General features: G+C 35.4%; 19 protein-coding genes. 6 read left to right on the forward strand and 13 right to left on the reverse strand.

Annotated elements, in window-relative coordinates:
* Positions 1–57 precede the first annotated feature (57 nt).
* Positions 58–726, forward strand: coding sequence for a ribonuclease HII (locus tag G7A72_RS06075; protein ID WP_165151823.1), 669 nt, complete (start codon positions 58–60; stop codon positions 724–726).
* A gap of 64 nt (positions 727–790) precedes the next feature.
* On the opposite strand, the gene G7A72_RS06080 is transcribed toward G7A72_RS06075, so the two are convergent.
* Both G7A72_RS06080 and G7A72_RS06085 read right to left on the reverse strand, forming a co-directional pair.
* Positions 791–2,191 carry a RagB/SusD family nutrient uptake outer membrane protein gene (locus G7A72_RS06080; RefSeq protein WP_165151824.1) on the reverse strand — a complete coding sequence of 467 codons (1,401 nt, stop codon included), beginning with the start codon at positions 2,189–2,191 and terminating at the stop codon, positions 791–793.
* 3 nt (positions 2,192–2,194) lie between these two features.
* Entirely contained in the window at positions 2,195–3,346 is a 1,152-nt protein-coding gene (locus G7A72_RS06085) for a TonB-dependent receptor (protein WP_241258583.1), read from the reverse strand.
* 256 nt (positions 3,347–3,602) lie between these two features.
* Between G7A72_RS06085 and istA the strand changes: the two genes are divergently transcribed.
* Both istA and istB read left to right on the forward strand, forming a co-directional pair.
* Complete coding sequence (gene istA, locus G7A72_RS06090; RefSeq protein ID WP_165151421.1) at positions 3,603–5,150, forward strand: IS21 family transposase; 1,548 nt, start codon at positions 3,603–3,605, stop codon at positions 5,148–5,150.
* 17 nt (positions 5,151–5,167) lie between these two features.
* Complete coding sequence (istB, locus tag G7A72_RS06095) at positions 5,168–5,905, forward strand: IS21-like element helper ATPase IstB (protein ID WP_113667236.1); 738 nt, start codon at positions 5,168–5,170, stop codon at positions 5,903–5,905.
* 107 nt (positions 5,906–6,012) lie between these two features.
* Here istB and G7A72_RS06100 read toward each other — a convergent pair whose 3' ends face one another.
* From G7A72_RS06100 to G7A72_RS06110, 3 genes are all read right to left on the reverse strand, one after another.
* Positions 6,013–7,914 (reverse strand): SusC/RagA family TonB-linked outer membrane protein, encoded by a 1,902-nt coding sequence (locus G7A72_RS06100; protein WP_165151825.1) that lies wholly within the window; start codon positions 7,912–7,914, stop codon positions 6,013–6,015.
* Positions 7,915–8,535: 621 nt separating this feature from the next.
* Positions 8,536–9,237 (reverse strand): lipoyl(octanoyl) transferase LipB, encoded by a 702-nt coding sequence (gene lipB, locus G7A72_RS06105; protein ID WP_165151826.1) that lies wholly within the window; start codon positions 9,235–9,237, stop codon positions 8,536–8,538.
* Positions 9,238–9,318: 81 nt separating this feature from the next.
* Complete coding sequence (locus G7A72_RS06110) at positions 9,319–10,044, reverse strand: hypothetical protein (protein ID WP_165151827.1); 726 nt, start codon at positions 10,042–10,044, stop codon at positions 9,319–9,321.
* 271 nt (positions 10,045–10,315) lie between these two features.
* On the opposite strand from G7A72_RS06110, the gene lysS reads away from it, so the two are divergent.
* Together lysS and G7A72_RS06120 are read left to right on the forward strand one after the other, a co-directional pair.
* The gene (lysS, locus tag G7A72_RS06115; RefSeq protein ID WP_165151828.1) at positions 10,316–12,025 is read left to right on the forward strand and encodes a lysine--tRNA ligase; all 1,710 of its coding nucleotides are present in this window, start codon (positions 10,316–10,318) and stop codon (positions 12,023–12,025) included.
* A 167-nt stretch (positions 12,026–12,192) separates the two neighbouring features.
* Complete coding sequence (locus G7A72_RS06120) at positions 12,193–12,729, forward strand: hypothetical protein (RefSeq protein WP_241258584.1); 537 nt, start codon at positions 12,193–12,195, stop codon at positions 12,727–12,729.
* Positions 12,730–12,840: 111 nt separating this feature from the next.
* Here G7A72_RS06120 and G7A72_RS06125 read toward each other — a convergent pair whose 3' ends face one another.
* The 7 genes from G7A72_RS06125 to G7A72_RS06155 all read right to left on the reverse strand — a co-directional run bounded on the left by G7A72_RS06125 (position 12,841) and on the right by G7A72_RS06155 (position 20,994).
* On the reverse strand, positions 12,841–14,364 hold the full coding sequence (locus G7A72_RS06125) for a DUF4394 domain-containing protein (RefSeq protein WP_165151829.1): 1,524 nt from the start codon (positions 14,362–14,364) through the stop codon (positions 12,841–12,843).
* A gap of 191 nt (positions 14,365–14,555) precedes the next feature.
* Positions 14,556–15,401: a glycerophosphodiester phosphodiesterase family protein gene (locus G7A72_RS06130; RefSeq protein ID WP_165151830.1), complete on the reverse strand. Its 846-nt coding sequence runs from the start codon at positions 15,399–15,401 to the stop codon at positions 14,556–14,558.
* 165 nt (positions 15,402–15,566) lie between these two features.
* Positions 15,567–16,526, reverse strand: a complete 960-nt coding sequence (locus tag G7A72_RS06135) for a transporter (protein ID WP_165151831.1) — start codon at positions 16,524–16,526, stop codon at positions 15,567–15,569.
* A 160-nt stretch (positions 16,527–16,686) separates the two neighbouring features.
* A complete protein-coding gene (locus tag G7A72_RS06140) occupies positions 16,687–17,727 on the reverse strand; it encodes a cytochrome-c peroxidase (RefSeq protein WP_113665492.1) in 1,041 nt (346 codons plus the stop codon).
* Positions 17,728–17,788: 61 nt separating this feature from the next.
* A complete protein-coding gene (locus G7A72_RS06145) occupies positions 17,789–18,571 on the reverse strand; it encodes an MbnP family protein (RefSeq protein WP_113665234.1) in 783 nt (260 codons plus the stop codon).
* Positions 18,572–18,707: 136 nt separating this feature from the next.
* Complete coding sequence (locus G7A72_RS06150; RefSeq protein WP_113665233.1) at positions 18,708–19,049, reverse strand: hypothetical protein; 342 nt, start codon at positions 19,047–19,049, stop codon at positions 18,708–18,710.
* Between the two features lie 130 nt (positions 19,050–19,179).
* Positions 19,180–20,994, reverse strand: coding sequence for a hypothetical protein (locus G7A72_RS06155; RefSeq protein ID WP_165151832.1), 1,815 nt, complete (start codon positions 20,992–20,994; stop codon positions 19,180–19,182).
* A gap of 232 nt (positions 20,995–21,226) precedes the next feature.
* Between G7A72_RS06155 and G7A72_RS06160 the strand changes: the two genes are divergently transcribed.
* On the forward strand, positions 21,227–21,691 hold the full coding sequence (locus G7A72_RS06160; RefSeq protein WP_165151833.1) for a hypothetical protein: 465 nt from the start codon (positions 21,227–21,229) through the stop codon (positions 21,689–21,691).
* A gap of 63 nt (positions 21,692–21,754) precedes the next feature.
* On the opposite strand, the gene hemL is transcribed toward G7A72_RS06160, so the two are convergent.
* Positions 21,755–23,041 (reverse strand): glutamate-1-semialdehyde 2,1-aminomutase, encoded by a 1,287-nt coding sequence (hemL, locus tag G7A72_RS06165; RefSeq protein ID WP_165151834.1) that lies wholly within the window; start codon positions 23,039–23,041, stop codon positions 21,755–21,757.
* Between the last annotated feature and the right edge of the window lie 17 nt (positions 23,042–23,058).

The raw sequence follows: 23,058 nt of genomic DNA on the forward strand, positions 1-23,058 counted from the left end.
TATTTATCATGCGTTAATAATGCTCTATAAAGCTATATTTTTGTCAAAATTAATTTAATGTTAAGCCCCTTCTTTTTAACACCATATTTAGAAACAGGAGCGGATGAAGCCGGTCGTGGTTGTTTGGCTGGACCTGTTACTGCTGCCGCTGTCCTATTACCTGAAAATTTTCAAAATGAATTACTGAATGACAGTAAGCAACTATCTGAAAAAGCGAGAGAAAAACTAAGACCTATTATAGAGCAAGAATGCATTTCATTTGCAGTAACCCACTTGGAACCTTTAGTTATTGACGAAATAAATATTCTGAATGCCTCTATAAAAGCAATGCAAGAAAGTATCCTAAAACTGGATCCGAGACCGCTTCATATTATAGTAGACGGAAATAGTCCGTTCATTCCTAAAGGCGGAATTAAAAATCGAGGAGGAAAGATATTTACCGATGCTGAAATTGAAATCCTTAATTCGATTCCAAATACAAGTATTGTAAAAGGTGATTCTAAATTTATGAGTATTGCAGCTGCGTCGGTTTTGGCAAAAACATATCGTGATGAATATATGAACCGCATTCATGAGGAATTCCCCATGTATAATTGGAAACAAAACAAAGGGTATCCCACCAAAGAACACCGAGAAGCAATCCGAAAACACGGGATTACGAAATACCACAGAATGACATTTCGATTGTTGCCAGAGCAAACAAAATTGGATTTTGATTCGCTTTAATGAATAAAAAAAGAGGATACTTTTCAGTATCCTCTTTTTTATAAATTGCACTAATTAATTAGACTTAGTACCCTTTATTTTGCGTAGCATTTGCATTAGCATTTGTTTCTACCAAAGGAATTGGAAATGCATATCTGTAGCTTCCAAAAACGATAGCTCCTTTATCATCATACGTTTGTCTTAACGCATCCACAATAGGCATATCTTTTTTAGTTCTTGCTAAGTCATCAAATCTAAATCCTTCAAAAGCTAACTCTTTACGACGCTCAGTAAGTATGTCATTTCTGGTAACTGCAATATATAAATTAGCTCCTCTATTACCTGCAATTGAATTCAAAGAAACTAAAACAGATGGATCAGCGCTATTCAACATAAAAGAAGCTTCAGCATTTACCAAAACCATTTCTTCAAAACGTATTAAAGGAACATTAGAAGAGTTTGAAATAAACTTCCCTACATTTCTTAATTTGTTTTTTGAATCAACAGCTAACATTGCCGCACTACCTCTTACATCAGAAGGACTAAATTGATTTTTAAAATTTTGTAAAACTGCTACATCTCCATAATTTGTTTCTGCATAAATATTATACAAACCATCAATAGATTGATTATCGTTATCTCTAAATGCCAATTCAAAAATTGAATTAACAGGAGTTGGCATAGTATAGCTATTTACAAACTCATTTGCTTGAGCGATACGGGATCCGTTTGCAGCAGCAGTATTCATCGCATCACTAGATGCCTTTTTAGCAATAGTCCAATCTTCAAAATACAATGCAACTCTTGCTTTTATAGCATTTACAGCTGGCGTTGTTATCGTTTCTTTAGAACCATCTAAATCAGCATTCATTAAAGATAATGCTTGATCTAGATCAGCATAAATAAAATCTTTAACTTCACCTACAGTATTTCTTGAAGGGCTCAAATTAGAACTTTGAAATTCTCTAACATAAGCAATCCCTTTAGCAGTAAGTCCTCCTCCATCAACATTTTGTTGACCAAAAAGACGAAGTAAATCATAATGGGCTAAAGCTCTCAATGTAAGCGCCTGACCTTTATAATAACTAATTTGGCTTGTTTCAGTAGCATTAGCACCTGCTATAGAAGAATTAATTACAATATTACAGCTACCAATTACCTTATAAATTTGTGTAAAAGTATCTCTAGGGTACGCATCAGAATCTACCATATCCATTGAACCTGCAGTCACAAAACGTCCTGAATTTCCATTAGAATAAGCATTATCTGAACGAACATCACCAAAAATTAATATATCACGACCATAATAAAAACTATTAGTCATTCTATCATAAGCACCAGAAACAACTAAGTTCAAATCATTAACTGATTTTATAGTTGTAATATCTTTATTGACACTTAATGTTGGATCTAAATCTTTATCGTCACATGAAATTACCGTAAATAGTAATGACAGCGCCATTAGGCTTTTTATTATTGTTTTCATTGTTTAAAATTTAAAATTAACGGCAAATGTTACTGACTTAACTGGAGGTGTAGTTAAACGTGTAAAACCATCTGCTCTTACTTCTGGATCATATTTTAGACGGCTATCTTTTACAAAAGTGAATAAGTTTGATCCTCTAAGAGACAAAGTCAAACCATCCAAACTCATTCTTTGTACCAATTCTTTATCAAAAGAATAACCTATTACTAAATCCTTAATTCTGATATAATCTCCATCATATAAGAAACGAGTTGAAGATGAAGCAGAATTATTACCGGTGGAAGTCAAGTCCATCTTAGGGACATCAGTAATATCTCCTGGATTTTGCCATCTGTCTAACAAAGTATTTACTCCATTGTAAAAAACAATAGTTCTTTGGCCTGTACTTTGTGTATAACCGGCCCAGTCTTCAAAAACCTTATTACCACCAGCAAAATAAACACTAGCATCAAAAAATAATCCCTTGTAATCCAAATGGGTACTCACACCACCTGAATAAGTTGGTAATGATTTTCCCTGAATAGCAACTTTAGCTTCATTATAAACGCTAGTTACTGCACCATCAACACCATTTACGAACCACAAAGGTAATCCGTTGTCTGGGTTAACTCCTGCCCATTTTCTCATATTCCAAGTTCCTACAGCTTCACCTACTTTAGTGATTTTTGTCCCGGTAGCAATGTTAATATCAGTTCCTGATGCGTCTTTAGCCAACTTCGTTACTTCATTATGATTCAAAGCATAATTTGCTGAAATAGTCCAGTTGAAGTTTTTAGTTTGGAACGCAGCAAAAGTTAAGTCAGCTTCAATTCCTTTATTCACAATCTCACCTACGTTAGCAGATAAGGAATTAAAACCAGTAGTTCTTGATAATGGCACATCTTGCAATAAATCAAACGTTCTTTTATTATAAACTCCAATACTTCCAGAGATGCGATTATTTAAAATTCCAAAATCTACTCCTAAATCAATCATTCTATTTTTCTCCCATTGCAAATCTAAATTCCCATAAGTAGAGGGATATATTGTTGGGTTACCTGCATAATTTGTATCGTAAGCAAGTAACGCTTGATATTGATTCAAATCAATTTCATTATTCCCTGAAGTCCCTACAGAACCTCTTACTTTCAATTCATTGAAAATAGAATTTTGCATAAATTCTTCTTTATGTGCATTCCAAGCAGAACCTACAGACCAGAAATCTCCAAAACGTCTTGTTGGTGCAAAACGTGGAAAAACCAGTCAAATTGACCACCCTATTCCAGTTCAAATTGACCACCAGTTTCGGAGCAAACTGACCACCATTTTCCAGTCCAAATTGACCACCTGATTTTGGGCTAAAATTGGACATTAAAAACTACTAACTTTTTCATGTTGTTAGCACCATACATTCGTTAAAAAAATACGGATTATGGCAAACAAAATAACAGACATGAGTAAAATTAGAAAAGCAATTAAATTCTACTGTAACGGGAAAAGTAAGTTATTCATAAGTAAGTACTTATCTCTTTCTAGAAATACAGTAAAGAAGTATATTTCTTTATTTGAAGTGCTAGGATTAAGTTTTGAAGTAATTAACGAAAAAACAGATGCTGAGTTAGAACTTTTGTTTTCACACACTACCGTGGAATCAATCAGTCCCAAACTGCAGATTCTTTATGATTTTTTTCCTAAAATGGAACGCGAACTAAAAAAAGTTGGCGTTACCATACAGCACATGTGGGAGCAATATATTGCCCTAAATCCTAATGGTTACCGAAGCTCGCAATTTGGACATCATTATAAAACATGGAGCAAACGAGTCAATCCAGTGATGCACATGAATCACAAAGCGGGTGATAAAATGTATGTGGATTATGCTGGAAAAACACTCTCCATCATTGATAAAGACACGGGAGAAATTAAAGAAGTACAATTTTTTGTAGCCATATTAGGAGCCAGTCAATACACCTATGCCGAAGCTTCCATGAGCCAACAAAAAGAAGATTTTGTTACTTCGGTAGAAAATGCTATGCGTTTTTTTGAAGGTACTCCTGCGGCAATTGTTCCCGATAATTTAAAATCTGCAGTAATAAAAAGCAGTCGTTTTGAACCCACAATTAATGAAACCTTAGCTGATTTAGCCGAACATTACCAAACTACAATCTTGCCTGCTAGGGCTTATAAACCCCGAGACAAATCATTGGTTGAAGGAGCTGTTAAGATCTTGTATCGAAGGATTTATGTAAATCTAAAAGAAACTAAATTCTTTTCTCTGGAAGAATTAAACCAGCAAATATGGGATTTATTGGATGCTCATAACAGTCGAAAACTCACAGGACGTCCGTACTCTCGGATAGAATTATTTTTAGAAGATGAGCAACAAAAACTAAGTCCATTACCACAAGAACGTTTTGAAATCAAATACCAATCCTTTGCAACAGTAATGCAAAATGGGCATGTTCAATTAAGTCAGGACAAAAATTACTATAGCGTTCCGTATCAATATGTCAAGAAAAAAGCGAAACTATTGTATACCAAATCAACGGTAGAGATCTATCACAAATACAATCGAATAGCCATCCATCCAAGGAATTACAAACCTTATATCTATACCACAATCCCGGAACATATGGCTAGCACGCATCAATTTGTAGCTCAGTGGAGTGCTGCCCGCTTCATTGATTGGGCCAGTAGTATTGACGAGTCAGTAGCAGAATATATTATGCAAATAATTGAAAGTAGAAACCATCCTGAACAGGCTTATAAAAGTTGTTTGGGAATATTAAACTTCGAGAAAAAGGTAGGGAAAGAGCGATTAATAAATGCCTGTAAGCGGGCACTTGATTTTAAAATTTACAATTTTAAGACCATTCAAAATATTTTAGAAAACAACTTAGATCATATCGAATTTGAACAAGAACCTGAGCAGGAACTTCCAATTCACGCTAACATAAGAGGAAAACAGTATTATAATTAAATTAAAACACAGTAATCATGAATGAATCCACAGTAACAAAAATGAAACAAATGAAGCTTTACGGCATGCACAATGCTTTTAAAACAGCCATTGAAAGCGGAAAAACAGACCATTACACGCTCGATCAGTTTGTATCGATGCTTATTGATGCCGAATGGGATGAAAGGCACAATCGGCGTATTGCCCGCAGTATCACCAACGCCCGATTCCATTACAAATCAAATATTGAAAGTATCAATTTTGACCAAACCCGTAATCTGGATCGAAATACCATACTGCGTCTGGCAGAATGTGAATTTGTCGAAAAAAATGAAAACATTTTAATAACGGGAAGCACTGGTGTAGGCAAAAGTTATTTAGGCACAGCATTGGGTTATCAAGCCTGTATCCAAGGTTTTAAAGTAAGTTATTTTAATACTTCGAAGCTGTTTGCTAAATTAAAAATGGCCAAAGCAGATGGTTCTTACCTGAGAGAATTGGCCAAAATAGAACGGCAAGATGTTATTATATTAGACGATTTTGGACTCCAAGCTTTGGATAGCAGTAACCGAATTACCCTTTTAGAGATCATTGAAGACAGGCATAATAACGGTTCTATTATTGTAACCTCACAAATCCCAGTGCAAGGCTGGTATGACATCATTGGAGAAAAAACCATAGCTGATGCCATTTTGGATAGACTGATTCATCAATCTCATCGACTCGAATTACATGGAGAATCCATGAGAAAAAAAAGAGGGATAAACAAAGGCTAATATTTAAGTATATTTGAATACTAATTAACAGATGAAAAAGAGTAGTTTTTAATGAAAAATGGGGTGGTCATTTTGCTCCGGAATTAGGTGGTCATTTTGAATTGGAATCAGGTGCTCACTTTAAATTGGAATTGGGTGGTCAATATCACTGGAATTTGCACAAAACGAGAAGAACCTTCTTTTCTATACGTGAAGTCTACAACATATTTACTTTTATAATTATAATTCAATAACCCTAAGTAAGATACATTTAACCAATCTTGGTAATTTCCATTAACACTTATGTTTGAAACAACATTATCAACATATGTTAATCCTCCAGAAGCAATGTTCTCACCATAAGCACCTAATTCATTATAGGTGTTTTTTTGGTATTCAAATAAAGCGGTAGCATCAAAACTATGGTCTTTATATCTATAATTGTAATTAATCGAGTTTTGAGCAACTAAATTTAAGTTACGAGAAACTTGTTGACTTGCATCACCATTTACATCAGCTCCATCTCCATGAATTGGATTATCGTATTGGTGGTAACTGGCAAGATTGTAATCGATCCCAAAAACAGATTTATATTTAAAACGGTCTGAAATTCTCCACTCTAATGTATTGTTTGAGAGAATACGAGCTAAATTGTTTTCGATTAAATTATTTTCAACAACATATAAAGTATTTGGCAAGCCAGTATAACTTTTTATATCTTCAATATTCAATGAACCATCTTCATTATATGGGTTAACCCATGGATTCATGAAATAACGCGCTAAATGTGGATTAGCAAAAAAACCTCCTCCTTCAAGAACCCCAGATTGCTTTGAATCCGAAAAAGTGTTGTTTGTAGAAAATTTAACATCCTCAGTCAATTTTCTTGTCATACCAATTTTTGCAGTAAGACGTTTAAAGTCTGACCCAATCACGGTAGCATCTGTTTTATTGTAACCTAAAGACAGGTTAAAAGTTGATTTTTCGTCACCTCCACTTGCAGAGATATCAAAAGTTCTCAAAACGGCATCTTTATTTTTTAAAATTTCTGCCCAATTTCCTTCTTTACCATTCCAATATTGCAATCCTGCAAAGTTTTCATCGATAGAAAGTCCTTCAGAGGTGCCTAATAAAAATCCTTCGGCGCCATTTCTGGTAAATCCTTTAGAAGCTCCGTAAGTATTATAAACCGCATCTAAGTACAATTCTTTTCTTTCCGCGCCAGTTAAAGGTGTTTGTCCTTTTACAGCATTATTTTGAAAACCAACAGAAGTATTAACATTAAAAGCCGTTTTTCCTGATTTCCCTTTTTTAGTAGTAATGATAATTACACCATTTGAACCTCTTGCTCCATAAGCTGATGTAGCAGAAGCATCTTTCAATACGGTCATACTCTCAATATCATTGCTACTGATAGAAGCCAAAGGAGATAAAGTAGAAACATTATCACTTCCTGAAAAGTTAGAATTGATTACCGGAACTCCGTCAATTACATATAAAGGCTGATTACTTGCCGAAACGGAACCCACACCTCTAATACGGATATCTTGAACTGAACCTGGTGTTCCTGAAGATTGTGAAATCTGCAAACCAGCCACTTTTCCTTGCAAAGCCTGATCAACAGACACAACAGGAACTCCTCTTAAGCTCTCTCCTGAAAGTTGTTTCACGCTACCGGTTACTTGATTTTTCCCTTTAGAAACATAACCCATAATCACAACCTCTTCTAAAACTTTGCCTTCTTCTTTCATTTTAACATTAACAACTGAAGATGCTCCCACTACAGACGAAAAGTCCTGCATTCCTACAAACGAAAATACTAAAACATCCCCAGCATTAGCTTTTATGGCATATTTACCATCTAAGTCACTCTGGACACTTTTGTTTGTCCCTTTGATAACTATATTAACCCCTGGAATTGATCCAATGGCATCTGAAACTACACCTGTAACAGTTCGCTCTTGTGCAAAAGCAAACTGAAGAGACAACGCCATTAAAAGCGCATAAATCCATTTAAATTTTAACCTCATTATTGAAATATTTGAATTAGTTATTCAGCAAAATTCTTAATAAAAGCTTAAACTATCCATATCAAACACCAACCAAAAATTACATTTAACATTCGGTTAAAAATTATCAGGACAAACTCTTAAAAAAAGAATGATTATTCCTTTTTTTAAAATTATTCCTATAGATATCAAAATTAAATTTTTCGCAATAAAACCAAAAAACGTAATAAAATCAGCTACTGGTTATACATCGCCTTCTAGCTCTATTAATTTAACATTATATTTTGCATGTTTTTTGGTTCTTACTTTTTTTAGCAAAATCCAAATATCGACCCATCTTTTTTTGATTAAAAACATACAAAAAAGAGGTTTTATGAATCCTAAAAAAAGACTTTTTTCTAGATTCAATTTTCTAAGTGTTTGCCGCTTCAAAAAAATCTGAAAAAGAATAGAAAAGGATGAAAAATTGGCTGTTTTCAAAATCTAGAATATAACCTGATGCGCTGTATTTCAATTAAAAAAAAAGAATTAAAAAAATTACAACGGACCAAAAACAGAGTAAAACAAAAAGAATAGTTTTACTCTAATCCCAATAATTTTTTTATAAAATTATTGGAAATCAAAAAACCCACAAATAAAAATTTATCGAATAATAATCGCTTCGAACAGATTGCTGAAATGTTTCAGAATCTTTTCTTTGACTTCTTCTTCATTAACTTTTGCTACGCCAAGTTCGACGTTTAAGGAAGTTACCGCTTTACCGCGAATCCCACATGGAATGATATTGTCAAAATAACCTAAATCGGCATTTACGTTTAAAGCAAATCCGTGCATGGTTACCCAACGGGAGGCGCGAACACCCATGGCACAAATTTTCCTTGCAAATGGAGTTCCTGCGCCTAACCAAACTCCGGTTTCACCTTCGCTTCTGCCGCAAGCAATTCCATATTCATTAAGAGTAAGAATAATGGCTTCTTCCAGAAAACGCAAGTATTTATGAATGTCAGTAAAGAAGTTTTCCAAATCTATAATAGGATAACCTACGATTTGTCCTGGCCCGTGATACGTAATATCACCCCCACGATTGATTTTGTAGAAAGTTGCTCCTTTGGCTTCCAATTGTTTTTCAGATAACAGTAAATTACTTAAATCACCGCTTTTACCTAATGTATACACGTGTGGATGTTCCACGAAAAGAAAGTAATTTGGAGTCTCTAATTCAAGTTCTTCTCTGCGATTTCGAATTTTCAAGTCAACGATTCCTTTGAACAATTCCTCTTGGTATTCCCAAGTCTCTTTGTAATCTGTAGTTCCTAAATCTTGAAGTTGGATATTTTTATTCATTCTTGAAAGATGCAACGGTTAAGAGCGGCAAAGGTACAAAGTTTTTAAGAGAACTTAATGAGTAGAAAAACTTCGAATGAATTACTCTAAAATAACTTCCAAATTCGTACTCTCCGGATTTACTAAACAATCCGCTATCAGAAATTGCACTTCCAGTGATTTCTTGTCTTCACTAATTTTTGCATTCGGATTTGATACGGACTTTATTTTCTTTGGGAAATGATATTTTAGAACAAAAGGCTGTGTGATTTTGAATTTAGAAACCTGCGTTTTATATCCTTCAATTTTATCCTGCTGTTTCTTTAATTCTATCGGATCAGTAATTTTCACTATCCTTTTAAAAACACTTCCGTCAAAAGCATAGTTCACACTATAATAATGTTCTTCGGCAACCAATGCATAATTATTTTCGATGTCATCAGCATATTCTTCGGTTTTATATAGATCAGCAACTTGCTCTATTTTAGTAAAATTTTGCGTGATTGTTGTACGAAATTCTTTCTCGAATGAACTTTTCTTGATATGTACTTTTACAGTACCAAATTTTTGAAAAATTGCTTTTTCTGATGCTGGCAATCTGGAAAACGTCTCGGAATGTTTTGTTATCAGATCCTGAAAAACATAAGTAGTATCTCTAAAGACTTCTTCTTTGGAGTAGTTTTCACCCATTAATTGCATATAACTATGCTCGTCTCTCAACTCATTAATTTCAATTTTTCCGGTTCCATCTTGGTTTAAATGAATGGTTTCTGTGACTTGGCAACTGGTTAAAAATAACACTAAAAGTAGTAAGGCGTATTTTTTCATTTGGTAATTTAGAGTATTTATTGGTTTCCAAATATACACTATTTGTACTATTTTTCACGCTATTTTGAAAAAGAAAAAGTAGTGGAATAGCCCCGATAACAGCGGCATCCTTTTTCTCTTGTTTTTTTTTCAAACAAGAAAAAAAGATAGAGCGAATAGCGGGACAAATCGTATTGAAAAAACAAAATATTCTGCTTCAAAAAACCTTGAATTTTAAACTTTACATTTTAAAACTTATATAGTATCTTTGCGCTCTTAAAATCAGCATAAAATGGCATTATCCGAACAAGAAATATTACGCAGAGAAGCACTTACAGAATTACGCAATTTAGGTATTGAGCCTTATCCAGCAGCCGAATTTATAACAACCGCTTATTCAAGCGAAATCTTAGCTGATTTCGAAAAGTACGAAGGAAAAGAAGTTGTTTTAGCAGGCCGTTTGATGGGGAAACGTATCATGGGAAAGGCGTCATTTGCGGAATTGAAAGATGCTGAGGGACGTATTCAAGTGTATGTTTCGAGAGATGATATTTCGACGGATGAGGAGAAAACAATGTACAATGTGGTTTTCAAAAAACTATTGGATATTGGCGATTTTATTGGGGTTCGCGGAACGGTTTTTAAAACTCAAGTGGGTGAAATTTCCGTTCATGTTTATGGTTTGACGGTTTTAGCGAAAGCCTTGAAACCACTTCCTGTTGTAAAAACGGATGCTGATGGAAAAACGCATGATGCTTTTGCTGATCCGGAACAAAGATACCGTCGTCGTTACGTAGATTTAACGGTAAACGACCATGTAAAAGAAACGTTTATCAAAAGAACTAAATTGTTTAATGCGATGCGTTCTTTCTTTAATGACAAAGGGTATCTGGAGGTAGAAACGCCTGTTCTGCAACCGATTCCCGGTGGTGCTGCAGCGCGTCCTTTTATCACGCACCACAACTCGCTTGACATGCCATTGTACATGCGTATTGCAAATGAGTTGTACTTAAAAAGATTGATTGTTGGTGGTTTTGATGGGGTTTATGAGTTTTCGAAAAATTTCCGTAATGAAGGAATGGACCGAACGCACAACCCGGAATTTACCGCCATGGAAATATATGTAGCCTACAAAGACTACAACTGGATGATGAAATTCACCGAAAACTTATTGGAACATTGCGCCATTGGTGTAAACGGGACCAGCGAAGCGACGTTTGGAGAACACACTGTGAACTTCAAAGCTCCGTATGCAAGAGTTACAATGACAGATTCTATTAAGCATTTTACTGGCTTTGATATTTCAGGAAAAAACGAAGCAGAATTATTTGATGCTGCAAGAGGAATGGGAATTGACGTAGATAAAACCATGGGTAAGGGAAAATTAATTGATGAAATTTTTGGCGCTAAATGCGAAGGGAATTATATTCAGCCTACTTTCATCACGGATTATCCAAAGGAAATGTCTCCGCTATGCAAGCAACACCGCGACAATCCAGAATTGACAGAACGTTTTGAGTTAATGGTTTGCGGAAAAGAAGTGGCAAATGCCTACTCCGAATTAAATGACCCCATTGATCAAAGAGAGCGTTTTGAAGAGCAAATGCGCTTGTCTGAAAAAGGAGATGATGAAGCAACTGGAATTATCGATGAGGATTTTTTGAGAGCTTTAGAATACGGAATGCCACCAACATCTGGATTAGGAATTGGAATGGACCGTTTGATGATGTTTTTAACCAATAATTCATCTATCCAAGAAGTATTATTGTTTCCACAAATGCGTCCTGAGAAAAAACAAGTTAAAATTGAATTAGAAGACGACGAGAAATTGATTGTTGTGTTATTGCAAACTAACAATAACCAAATGGAATTTGGTCTACTTAAAATTAATTCTGGATTGAGTGGTAAAAAATGGGACAAAGCCATGAAAAACTTATCTTCTTTGGGATTGACTGAAGTAGTTGTTGATGGAGATACCAAAGCGTGTAGATTAAAAGAATAATTTATTTTATATCAGAATATTAAAAGGAACTTCGTATTGGAGTTCCTTTTTTTATGCCTGTTTGCCATTTCAAGTATTTTCCTAAGAATAAAAACTTGTACCAATAATCCACAAGGTTAAATAAGACATAAAATTCATACGTTAATCAATTTTAAAACTATTTTTGGATGAACAAAAAACAAATCAATATGAAAAAAATTACTGTATCGATCTTAGCCTTATTTGCTTTTGCCTTTGCCAATGGTCAAGCCAAAGAAGGTCAAGTATCAAAAGGAAAATGGCTTATTGAAGCCAATACTGGCTTTGGTAGAAACGTAGGAACTACCGCAATGCATTTTAGTTCTTCAGACGGGATCACTTCCTACAACATTGGAGCTGAAGGAGGTTATTTTATCAAAGATAATCTGGCGCTTAAATTAGGATTAGGCTACGGTGAAATAGATGGAAATGGAGAACCGATTGCTTATAAAATAGGAGCTAAATACTATTTGAAAACGATGATTCCTATCGAGCTTTCTTATAATGGAGTAGGTTTTGGTGAAGCAGATGCTAATCCAACCTACCTAGGTGCGCAAATTGGTTATGCGGTATTTTTAGGAAAAAATGTAAGTGTCGAACCCGGTATTCGTTATAACTTAGCTACTCACAAACAATATTACGACAACAGTTTGCAATTTAATATTGGTTTTGCTTTGCATTTTTAAAATAGTCAGCTTGAAATAAAAATAATCATCAATGATTATTATTTCTTATCTCAAACAAAAAAAGTCAGCTCTAATAAAAGAGCCGACTTTTTATTTCAATTATATTCTATTTTAGAATCCTAGACCAACAGCCATTGCTGTAGCTTGAATATTTATATCGGAAACTTTAGTAGCTGCACCAGTTGCCAAGTTAATACTATACACTGATGTAACATTATTTACTTTCAATAAAGCAAAAGCAGCAGCACTATTTCCACCGATATCAAATCCGCTATCAGCATCAACATTTACCCCTAAACCTCCAATAGCAACTAATGTCCCGTTGTTTGGTGGATCTTGACGATATATCATATCCGTTTGTGAGTCAATTACAAATAAAGTAGTTGTTGTAGCTCCAGCAATATTATTGGTGTAAGAAGCTCCATTCACAAATGGTGTTCCAGGATTTAAATTACCATCTACTGACACTACTGTTCCTAAATCTGGGTGTAAACGTAAGTTTTGACCTGTATTACTCACCAACCTGATTCTATCTACTGTTGGATTAAAATCAAAACCAAAAGAAGTACCTGACAATGCCGTTAATAAAGGAGACCCAATTACTGTTAATGCTCCACTAGCTGTATTCACAGAAAACAATCTGCTTTGATTTGAAATAGCATATAAACCTCCGTTTGCAGGTCTAAAATCTAAACCGACAATACTTTCATTTGCAGCTAAACCAGTTAATGCAACAGAATTATTACTCCCGCTTGTAGGATTAAAACGAACCAACATATTTCCGGAAGTTGTTGCATATGCAATTGGGTTAGTTTTGAATGCTATGCTTATCACTGGAGCAGTGAATTTACCAACATCAACAGCTTTCCCTGTTGCTAAATCAATTGTGTATAAAGTGGATACACTAGCATTATTTGTTACAGCAAGAGCCGTCGAATTATCCGCTAAAATATCCATATCGCCTACACCTTGAAAGTTCACGCCTAAGTCACCCACAAGCTGCAGTCCACCATCATTTGGAGGCGTTTGCAAATACAATTTATCTTGTTCGAAATCTATATCATACAACATCGTTGCTGTTGCACCAGCCATACTATTTGTATACGCTACTGCACCAATTTTAGGATTTGTACCACCATTAATAACTCCATCAGTTGCTACAACTGTTCCTAGTTCTGGGTGTAATCTTAAATTCTGACCAGATTCTGTTACCAAACGAATTCTATCTACTGTTGGATTAAAATCCAATGAAGCGTTAGCTCCCGCAACAACAGGAGAAAAAGAGCCAGCACCTAATGCTGTTGCAACTCCACTTTTCTCATTAATAAAATAGAGACGACTAGACGATCCTACTGCATACAACTGTCCGGTTGCAGGTCTGTAATCAATACTTACGATACTCTCTGATGTAGGTAAACCAACAATTGGAGTGGTCGTAGTTGGAGTAGCTAAATTTCTTGCATTGAATGTGAGAATGGTATTATTACTGGCTAATGCAGTAAAATTTACATCTGGTGCCGCAACAGGTATCATCATTTCATTGTTATCATCATCATTGCATGAAATTGCAGTAAAAGATAACAGTACTAGTCCAATAATGGAAGCAAAACCTAAATTTTGTTGTTTGTTTTTCATCGTTTATTTATTTAGTTCTATAACCATGTACGAAGAATACTTCGTTACGGTTTTAAAATTCTAAAAAAAACTTAAAAACAACTAAATTGAAACGTTTGTAAAAGTAAAAAACACCTTGAAATTTTCCGGCAGAAAAGGCTTCAGACAATTCAAGAAAATAATAGAGAATTTAATAAAAACTATATTTCGTATTATCGCTTTAAAATTTTAATATGTCTTGATTTTAGCTTTTTGTCTTTAGTGAATTTTGCTAATTGTTTTCCTGCTTGAACAGGCCGATCAGACGAAAGAATAGTTACTCCATTTTCAATTAATTTATAGTACAAAGCATCTCCATTTGCAGCAGCACTTTTATCTATATTGCCCATAGTACCTAAAATACAAGCTATTCCACGGCTGTGTAAATACTGATACACTTCTGCTTTTGGTTCTGCCGTACCCACAAACGCTATCATTTTATCCACTTTGACACCAAGATTTTCCATCCGCTCCACATCTTCTTTTCCTCTTGCCGAAACCGAAATCATTAAATCGGGAGCCAGTTGCGCTACTTCGGCGGCTTGAGTTGCGTTGTATGTTATAATAACGGAGTAGGCTTCCGCCTTATTCCTGCGCACTGCATCAACAATCATTTTCATGGGAACATCTTTTTTGACATCAAGGTTATAAATCACTTTGCCTTTTCCCCATTGTAAAACCTGATCTAAAGTTTCTATTTTATAAAGGGTTTGGTTGCCTTCGTTATCCTCCAGAAATAATTGTTGCAGTTCTTTGTAAGTATAATTTTCTATCTTACCGACACCCGTCGTGGTTCTATCCAGCTTGTTATCGTGCATCATCACCAAGACAGAATCTTTACTCAGCGCAATATCCGTTTCAATAATTGTAGGATTGTATCGAATAGAATTTGCAAATGTTGCTGTACAATTTTCTGGAAATCCAGTCGTTGGACCACCTCTATGCGCACTAATCAAGGGGATACTTTTGTTCGAATATTTTAAAAAACGATGCAATTCTGATGGTGTTTTAAATTGCAAAACATATTCTTTTGCCTGTGCAAAACTGAGAGTGCTAATTATTAAGAAGCAAAACGAAAAACAAAAATTCTTATTTTGAAACATATACTTTTTTTATTTGAACGGTAAAAGTAAGGAATTGAAACGGTATCAAATAGCATCTCCAACGCAAAAGAGGCTCGACAATTACAGACTATAATTCAAATTTACACTCCATCTGTAATTCGCTTCTACATTGCCTCCGGTAAGATTTTGATTGATAGGCAGCATGGCATTGGCTCCAAAAGAAAGCCTGTCTTTTCCAACCTCAAAACCAACTTTCCCAAAAAGAATATCTCCGTTTGTATTTCTTAATTTTTGATTGTACTGGTAATTACTTTCATAAACTTCACCAGCAAACCCAAGTTGTGGAACAATAGAAAAACTATTTTTCTCGTACAAATAGAAAAAGGTGCCTGCATAATTCAACTGATTCCCAAAACGATAACTCTTTTGGTTTTCCGTTTTTATAACATAATTCAGCATCGAGTTTAAACCAAATTGTTTTCTTTTAACCACATATTCAGTTGCCAAAAGATAATCCCAACTTCCTGTTCCTACTTGAAAACTTGGATTTATACTACCGGAATTTGCCTCATTAAATTTTCCGGTCGGCGCTTTGATTCCACCTCCCAATTGTAATGTATGTACCAAAAACGTACTGTCTTTATGGGTTTGATACAAACGATACATTGCCAAAACAGTAATATCGCCAATCCCATTGATGCTTTTGTTGCCAGTTGCGGTTTCTCTTTCATGAAAATGATACGGCAATAATGCCGAAACCTGAACCTTTGCACTAACCGGGATTCGGCCCCAAACCTGAACGGTGTTGAAATTTTCTTTATACCAAGGGGAATTGCTGTATAAGCCATCCATGGATTTATATTGTTGATTGAAATACCGAATCCCAACAAAATTAGAGTTTAACATCGAGGCGAATCCCATGCTTCCGCCACTGGCGGAGCAACCGCAGGCATCGCAGAAATCCTCTTCTTCAAGGAAAGAATGGTATTTTGTAAATGGATTTACGGTATTTAAACTGTCTTTTTCGGCGGCGTTTGCCAATTGAAAAAGAAGTACTAAAAGCAATGTGTATTTTTTCATGTTTGTTGTTTTTAGCCCTGATGGAAACGGAAAGCCCACAGCGGAAAAAGCTTGTTTTTCTTGTCCTGAAAAAGCGACCGGAGGAAGCTCTTTTCAGGACATAGAAAAACGGCTTTTGTAGCGAGGACTTGCAGTGTACAGCAGGAAATAGCTTCTGAAATTAATATTCAGAAAAGCGTTTGTCTGTTAGGTATTGCGTGTCTGTCAATGTTTTTAGAAAAGCAATAATTTTTGATTTTTCTGTCGCTGTCAAAGGGATTCCGAGTGACCCGTTTTTATTCAAAATTGGGTCTAAAGTAGCTGAATTCACTATACCGGAATTATAATGATCCATAACGGCTTCTATTGTAAATAAGCGTCCATCGTGCATGTAAGGCGCTGTTTTTTCTATGTTCCTTAAACTTGGCACTTTGAATTTGTACTTATCCTGAGGCAACTCCGTCACGCGAAAACGACCGATATCATTATACGCGGGATCAATTGACAAACCGTTGTTTCTAAAAGAATTGTCCGTAAACAAATCCGTGGCGTGACAAGTGGAACATTTCTGATTGAAAATGGCATATCCGTCCTTCTCGTCTTGCGTGAGCGTTCCGCCAGATTCATTGCGTCGGTACTTGTCAAAACGGGAATTCGAGGACGTAACCATTACCATAAATTGTCCCAAGGCTTTGAGCATGTTTTCGGAATTGATTTGTCCATCCGTAAAAGCAACTTTGAATAGGTTTTGATAGGCTGAATCGCCTTTCATCATAGCAATCGCTTTTGCAAAATCGCCATTCATTTCTATAGGACTTGTGAACGGAATAATAGGCTGTAAATCCAAATGTGATGCTGCACCATCATACATAAAAGTGGTTTGATAGGCTAAATTCTGGATTGGTGGCGTGTTTCGGGTTCCAATGGCATCATCAACTCCATGACTCAAAGTATGGCCGTGATGCGTAAAAGCATCTTCCTGAATGTGACAAAATCCGCAGGAAACAATCCCATCCGAAGCCAATCGACCGTCGTAGAAAAGTTTTTTCCCCAATTCGAATCCTTTTTCGGTGGGTTGATTATTCGCCAAATCGTATGCCAAAGGCGGGAAATTTGCCGGAACCTGAAAGTTCAGAGGAACGTCCTGATAGTCTTCGCTTTCATCAGCAGAACAAGACCACAGCAACGGAAAAATGAGCAATATGATATATTTTGCTTTCATTTTATATTTTTTTAAAAAAGCGGTCGGAGATTTAATTCCCAACCGCTTTTTGATTAAAAAATTAATCGTTGTGAACGTGATCTATTTTGAACATAGAAGAAACGTTAGCAGTAACCAAAGCCAGTTTAGCCCCACCCATAACGGTTGCCGCTTCCGTAAGATTGATTTTATTAGTTCCATCTATAACTTGAGACAAGTCAGTCATGATGTGTACTTGAGGCGTAATTGTAGTTCGTACCAAAGCATTTTCAGGGAAACTCAAAGTAACTTCAGCATAATTATAATCGGTTCCAGTTTGTCCGGTATGTACTTTAAATTCTTTTGCCGTTGTTACCGTAGGAGCTGTAAAAGTACCTTCGAAAGCCACAAACTTGTAACCTGCACTCCAAGACCACATCATTCCTGCGGTTTGGGCTGTTGCCAAGAAATCTCCTTGACCCGTTGCTCCTGCTTCCCACTGGGTTTTATCGACTCCAATTCCGTATTTTACTTTAGTGTAATTTCCAGCAGGAATGTTTGAAAGATTTAATACTAATGTTGCAGGCGTAGCTTCATCTACAATAAAATAGCTTTGACTTTTTGGGTACGTAAATGTAGTTCCATCCTCTTTTGTCAAGACAATATTACTCACAATGTACTTCACTTTTGAAACCGCTACAACCTCAGCATTCGAATTGGTATAGTTCGTATTGAAAGCAAAATTAGCCGATTTATACACGTTGTCAAATTCTAATTTTAAATTTCCGTTTCCGGTAATCATTTCATTATCATCATCATTAGAGCAAGAAAACAAGGTAACTGAGATAGCCATTACAGCTAGTATATTTTTTAATTGAAATTTCATTTCTTAAAGTTTTTTATTTTGAATATAAGTACTATTTCGCATGCCATATTTGGATTATTATTTCCAAAAAAAGCAAACAAATTTTCATCCGTTGTTTAGAACGGAAGAAATAAAGCATACTACATGCTTAAAAAAATTATGAAATGAAAGTGGGTGGGTGAAAAACAGAAGCACTATTCAAGCGAGCATATAAATTAGAATAATGCGGGTTTATTTTTTCTTTGGTATCAAAAAAAACTGTTGCAATTTCGAAAGATTTGATTTCCTCAAAAATAATTACATCTAGTATAGGAGCAGTTACTTTTTTATCGGAAGAAAGAGGCTTTTCAGCCTCAGAAGCTTTGGCTAATTCTTTCATCAAATGACATTTTCCGTTACATTGCATTTTAGGTTTGTCCTTATTGATACAAAGTACTTTTGAAATGTATTCATAATTAACGACATACTCTAAAACCGGAAGAACGGGTTTTATAAGCATGATAAATACAATTATAAATATGATTTTTTTCACCGTGCAAAATTACTAAATGATTGTTTGATAAAAAATAGTTTTGAATAGAATAATCATAAATAAAATCACTCTATTCAAAACCAAATACTTGAATGCTTTACGCCAATTTTAATTCGGGGATTTCAATCTCGTTTAATTCCGTTTTATAGCAATCAAATTGACTGAAAATCTCGTTTTTAGTGCTTTCGAAAAAAGGAGTTGCTGCAAATAAATGCTCATAATATCCGATTCCTGCGAGCAAATTATTTTTGAACGAATTCCATTTTTTTATTTGTCCCAACGTTATTTCTTCCGTAACCGCTGTGATTTCGTTTTTCAGATAATCCAAATACATTTTTAACTCTTTCACAAATAGATTTGGGCGATTAGTAACCGTCAACACAGAAGCGTTTCCGTAAATATGCTGTACCATTTTAGAAAGTGAAACTTCTTGGTCAAAGTACGCCATATTGGGCCCTGGACAAATGATTACGCCTTGAGCCTGCCCTTTTATCTTAATGTCATTTTCAAGATATGAAGCATTGGCTAAACCCACACAAAGACAGGCTTTCTCCGTAATACTGTTTTTCTTCTTTTCGAAAACTTCTGCCGGTAAAATATCTTTTTCAAGAAGCAATTCTTCCAGTTTTAAGTCTTGAAATTTTTTGGAAGATGTACAAATTCCTTTGACATCATATTCTTTGCTTAGCGCCAAAAATCGTTTTGGACATGAACTTCCCGCTTTGCTTTCCTCGATTCGCTTCAATTTGAATTTTTCATTTGTCGTTCCTCGCAGTGTATTGAAAGGAATTCCCAACGGCGAAATATGACTTAAATATAAATCATCTTCTTTGGCTCCAGCCAATAAATCTCTGGTGTGTTTATCTACCGAAGTGGCTTCAGGAACCAATAAAAAAGGCGAACCCCAACCCACAGAATCCACTTCATAATGATCCAATAGAAAATCATGTTCTTCAGCAGTTCCTACGCCACCTTGAACCGTGATTTTTAAATCCAATGGCTGATCCGGAACATGCATTTCTTTTTGCCCCAATGCTTTCACCATCAACTCATGAGCGGATTGAATCAATTGCTCTTTTTTCTGTTTGAATTCTTCAAGAATTGGTCCCAACAAATAGCCCTCGGTTGCAAAAGCGTGTCCGCCGCAATTCAGTCCGGATTCAATTCGATATTCAGAAACCCAAAGTCCTTTTTTAGCCAAAAAATTCCCTTGAATCATCGCCGAGCGAAAGTCACTTACTTTCAGCGTGATTTTCTTTTTCAATGTATTATTCACATCCGGAAAGAAGGCCGAAAAACTTTCAAAATAGCTGTATAATCTTGGATTCATCCCAGCAGATAAAACGACCGAAGATTCTAATGTACTATTCACAAACCCACGCAGCGCAGCATGTGCATCATTAAAAGCAATTGGCAATTGTTCGTCTTTGATGAAATTATCCTTATCTAATTTGGTCATAATATTGACATCAATATCGCCTGGATAAAGATTTTTCTCCAGATAATTTTTGATGTTTTCTTTGAAAGCGAAACCGTCTTCCATCAAGTTTTGCAGGCCTGCTTTAATTTCTGATTTGTTGGGTAGCATCGCGATGTAATTTTCCAAAGCTGATTTGCTTTCGGATAATTCCGTCTTGAAGTTTTCAAATTTTTCCTTAACGATTTTGTCTACCAAATTCAAATAAGAAGTAATGCGTTCTGCGCGGTAATCATGTATTTTTTGGGTAATTTCCTGATACGGCAAATCGAATTTCTTGCTATAAAAAGCATTCATTTTTTCGATAAGTTCATCATCCATAATTGAAATCACGGACGAAATTCCATACTTTGCCACTCGTATCGGACTATCAATCGTATAAGCAAGTCCCATAACGGGGATATGAAAAGTATGTAGTGGTTTACGTGTTGTCATGTTAAATGATTTAAATAAATAAACCACAAAAATCGAGAAACAAAACCATATAAAAACTGATAAATATCATGCTTTCACAGCTATAAACAACACTTATTTTGTGTCTTTTTATAGAAAAAAAATAACTTCAACTTTACATTTAATCCTAAAACCAAAACGATAAACTTTTGTTAACGATTAAACTTTTTAGTTCTATTCCTATCTTATACTTATAAAACTTAAAACAATACACATGAAAAAATTATTTATCGCTGCATTATTAGTTGTCGGAATGACAAGCTTTGCACAAGAAAGAAAAGCAAGACCGGAGAGAGCTCAAATGGAGCAAATGACTCCTGAGCAAAGAAACCAATTGCACTTGAAAAAGATGACTCTAGAATTAGATTTGAATGCTTCTCAACAAAAAGAAATGAGTAAAATCATTACGGAACAAAGTACTAAAAGAGAGGCCCGAATGGTAGAGAGAAAAGCAAACAAAGATTCGGTTAAAAAACAACTTACTTCTGATGAACTTTTTGCTAAAAAAAGCCGAATGTTAGACGAGCAAATTGTGATGAAAGAGAGAATGAAAAAAATTCTTTCAGCAGACCAATATAAAAAATGGGATGAAATGAAAGGAAAAAACCACCACCGAATGAATCAAAGAATGGCGCATCATAACGGCAGAAAAGCAGCACAAATGGGTGATAAAAAATAATCCATTTACTTAAACTATTTCATCTTAGTTCATAAAAAAGCCCCAAATTTGGGGCTTTTTTTATTAAAATGTTTTCGAAACTTTATCTATCGCTCGAATGGTAAAATCTAAATCCTCATACGTTAATGCATCAGTAATAAACCACGTTTCGTAAGCGGAAGGCGCAATATAAATTCCTTCCTGCAATAATCCGTGAAAGAATTTCTTGAACGTTTCGTTATCGCCATTTGCAGCGGTTTGAAAATCTATAACAGGAGTAACGTCAAAATGAACTGAAATCATCGAGCCAATGCTGTTGATTGTAAAGGTAACATTATTTGCTTTCAACACTTTATCAATTCCTGAAGCCAAATACGCTGTTTTTTCCTCTAATCTTTGAAAAATAGCACGATCAGTATCTAAAGCTTGCAGCATTGCTAATCCTGCAGCCATTGCCAACGGATTTCCAGACAATGTTCCTGCCTGATAAACAGGACCTAACGGAGCCAGATAATTCATAATTTCTTCGCGGGCGGCAAAGGCACCAACAGGCAATCCTCCACCGATTACTTTTCCGAAGCAAACGATATCAGCCGTTATGTTAAGCAATTCCTGAACACCGCCTGCAGCGAGCCTGAATCCTGTCATTACCTCATCAAAGATTAATAGAATATCATTATCGGTACACAATTGGCGTAAGCCTTCTAGAAAGCCTTTATTGGGCGGAATACAACCCATATTCCCCGCAACAGGTTCCACAATTATGGCAGCAATTTCATTTTTATTGGCTTCTATTAAAGTAGCTACATTTTCTAAATCATTGTATTTTGCAAGCAAAGTATCTTTGGCTGTTCCTGCCGTAACTCCAGGGCTGTTTGGTGAACCAAAAGTAATGGCTCCACTTCCCGCTTGGATTAAAAACGAATCCGAATGACCGTGGTAACAACCTGCAAATTTTATTATTTTATCTTTTTTGGTAAACCCGCGTGCCAATCTTACAGCGCTCATACAGGCTTCGGTACCGGAATTTACAAATCTAATTTTATCGATATTTGGAACCATCGCAACGGCTAAAGCTGCAATTTGTGTTTCTAATTCCGTTGGCATTCCAAACGAGGTTCCTAACTTCGCTTTCTCTATCACTGCTTGTACGACTGGTTCGTAAGCGTGTCCTAAAATCATTGGCCCCCAAGAATTGATATAGTCAATCAAACGGTTTCCATCTTCATCATACAAATAAGCGCCTTTGGCACTTTTGACAAAAATTGGAGTTCCTCCTACTGATTTAAATGCTCTTACTGGTGAATTTACACCTCCTGGAATTACTTTTTCTGCTTCAGCAAAAAGCTGACTGCTTCTTTTATATAACATTTATGAATTATGAATTA

It is taken from the genome of Flavobacterium sp. Sr18 (assembly GCF_011064265.1).
Lineage (GTDB): Bacteria > Bacteroidota > Bacteroidia > Flavobacteriales > Flavobacteriaceae > Flavobacterium > Flavobacterium petrolei.

Bases quoted from the DNA above. Each gene is read 5' to 3' on its own strand.
- G7A72_RS06160 (WP_165151833.1), top strand. From the start codon at position 21,227: ATGAAAAAATTATTTATCGCTGCATTATTAGTTGTCGGAATGACAAGC.
- lysS (WP_165151828.1), top strand. From the start codon at position 10,316: ATGGCATTATCCGAACAAGAAATATTACGCAGAGAAGCACTTACAGAA.
- G7A72_RS06080 (WP_165151824.1), bottom strand. From the start codon at position 2,191: ATGAAAACAATAATAAAAAGCCTAATGGCGCTGTCATTACTATTTACG.
- G7A72_RS06125 (WP_165151829.1), bottom strand. From the start codon at position 14,364: ATGAAAAACAAACAACAAAATTTAGGTTTTGCTTCCATTATTGGACTA.
- G7A72_RS06140 (WP_113665492.1), bottom strand. From the start codon at position 17,727: ATGAAAGCAAAATATATCATATTGCTCATTTTTCCGTTGCTGTGGTCT.
- G7A72_RS06110 (WP_165151827.1), bottom strand. From the start codon at position 10,044: ATGAAAAAATACGCCTTACTACTTTTAGTGTTATTTTTAACCAGTTGC.
- G7A72_RS06155 (WP_165151832.1), bottom strand. From the start codon at position 20,994: ATGACAACACGTAAACCACTACATACTTTTCATATCCCCGTTATGGGA.
- istA (WP_165151421.1), top strand. From the start codon at position 3,603: ATGGCAAACAAAATAACAGACATGAGTAAAATTAGAAAAGCAATTAAA.
- lipB (WP_165151826.1), bottom strand. From the start codon at position 9,237: ATGAATAAAAATATCCAACTTCAAGATTTAGGAACTACAGATTACAAA.
- G7A72_RS06150 (WP_113665233.1), bottom strand. From the start codon at position 19,049: ATGCTTATAAAACCCGTTCTTCCGGTTTTAGAGTATGTCGTTAATTAT.
- G7A72_RS06120 (WP_241258584.1), top strand. From the start codon at position 12,193: ATGAACAAAAAACAAATCAATATGAAAAAAATTACTGTATCGATCTTA.
- G7A72_RS06135 (WP_165151831.1), bottom strand. From the start codon at position 16,526: ATGAAAAAATACACATTGCTTTTAGTACTTCTTTTTCAATTGGCAAAC.
- G7A72_RS06075 (WP_165151823.1), top strand. From the start codon at position 58: ATGTTAAGCCCCTTCTTTTTAACACCATATTTAGAAACAGGAGCGGAT.
- G7A72_RS06085 (WP_241258583.1), bottom strand. From the start codon at position 3,346: ATGCAAAATTCTATTTTCAATGAATTGAAAGTAAGAGGTTCTGTAGGG.
- hemL (WP_165151834.1), bottom strand. From the start codon at position 23,041: ATGTTATATAAAAGAAGCAGTCAGCTTTTTGCTGAAGCAGAAAAAGTA.
- G7A72_RS06100 (WP_165151825.1), bottom strand. From the start codon at position 7,914: ATGAGGTTAAAATTTAAATGGATTTATGCGCTTTTAATGGCGTTGTCT.
- G7A72_RS06145 (WP_113665234.1), bottom strand. From the start codon at position 18,571: ATGAAATTTCAATTAAAAAATATACTAGCTGTAATGGCTATCTCAGTT.
- istB (WP_113667236.1), top strand. From the start codon at position 5,168: ATGAATGAATCCACAGTAACAAAAATGAAACAAATGAAGCTTTACGGC.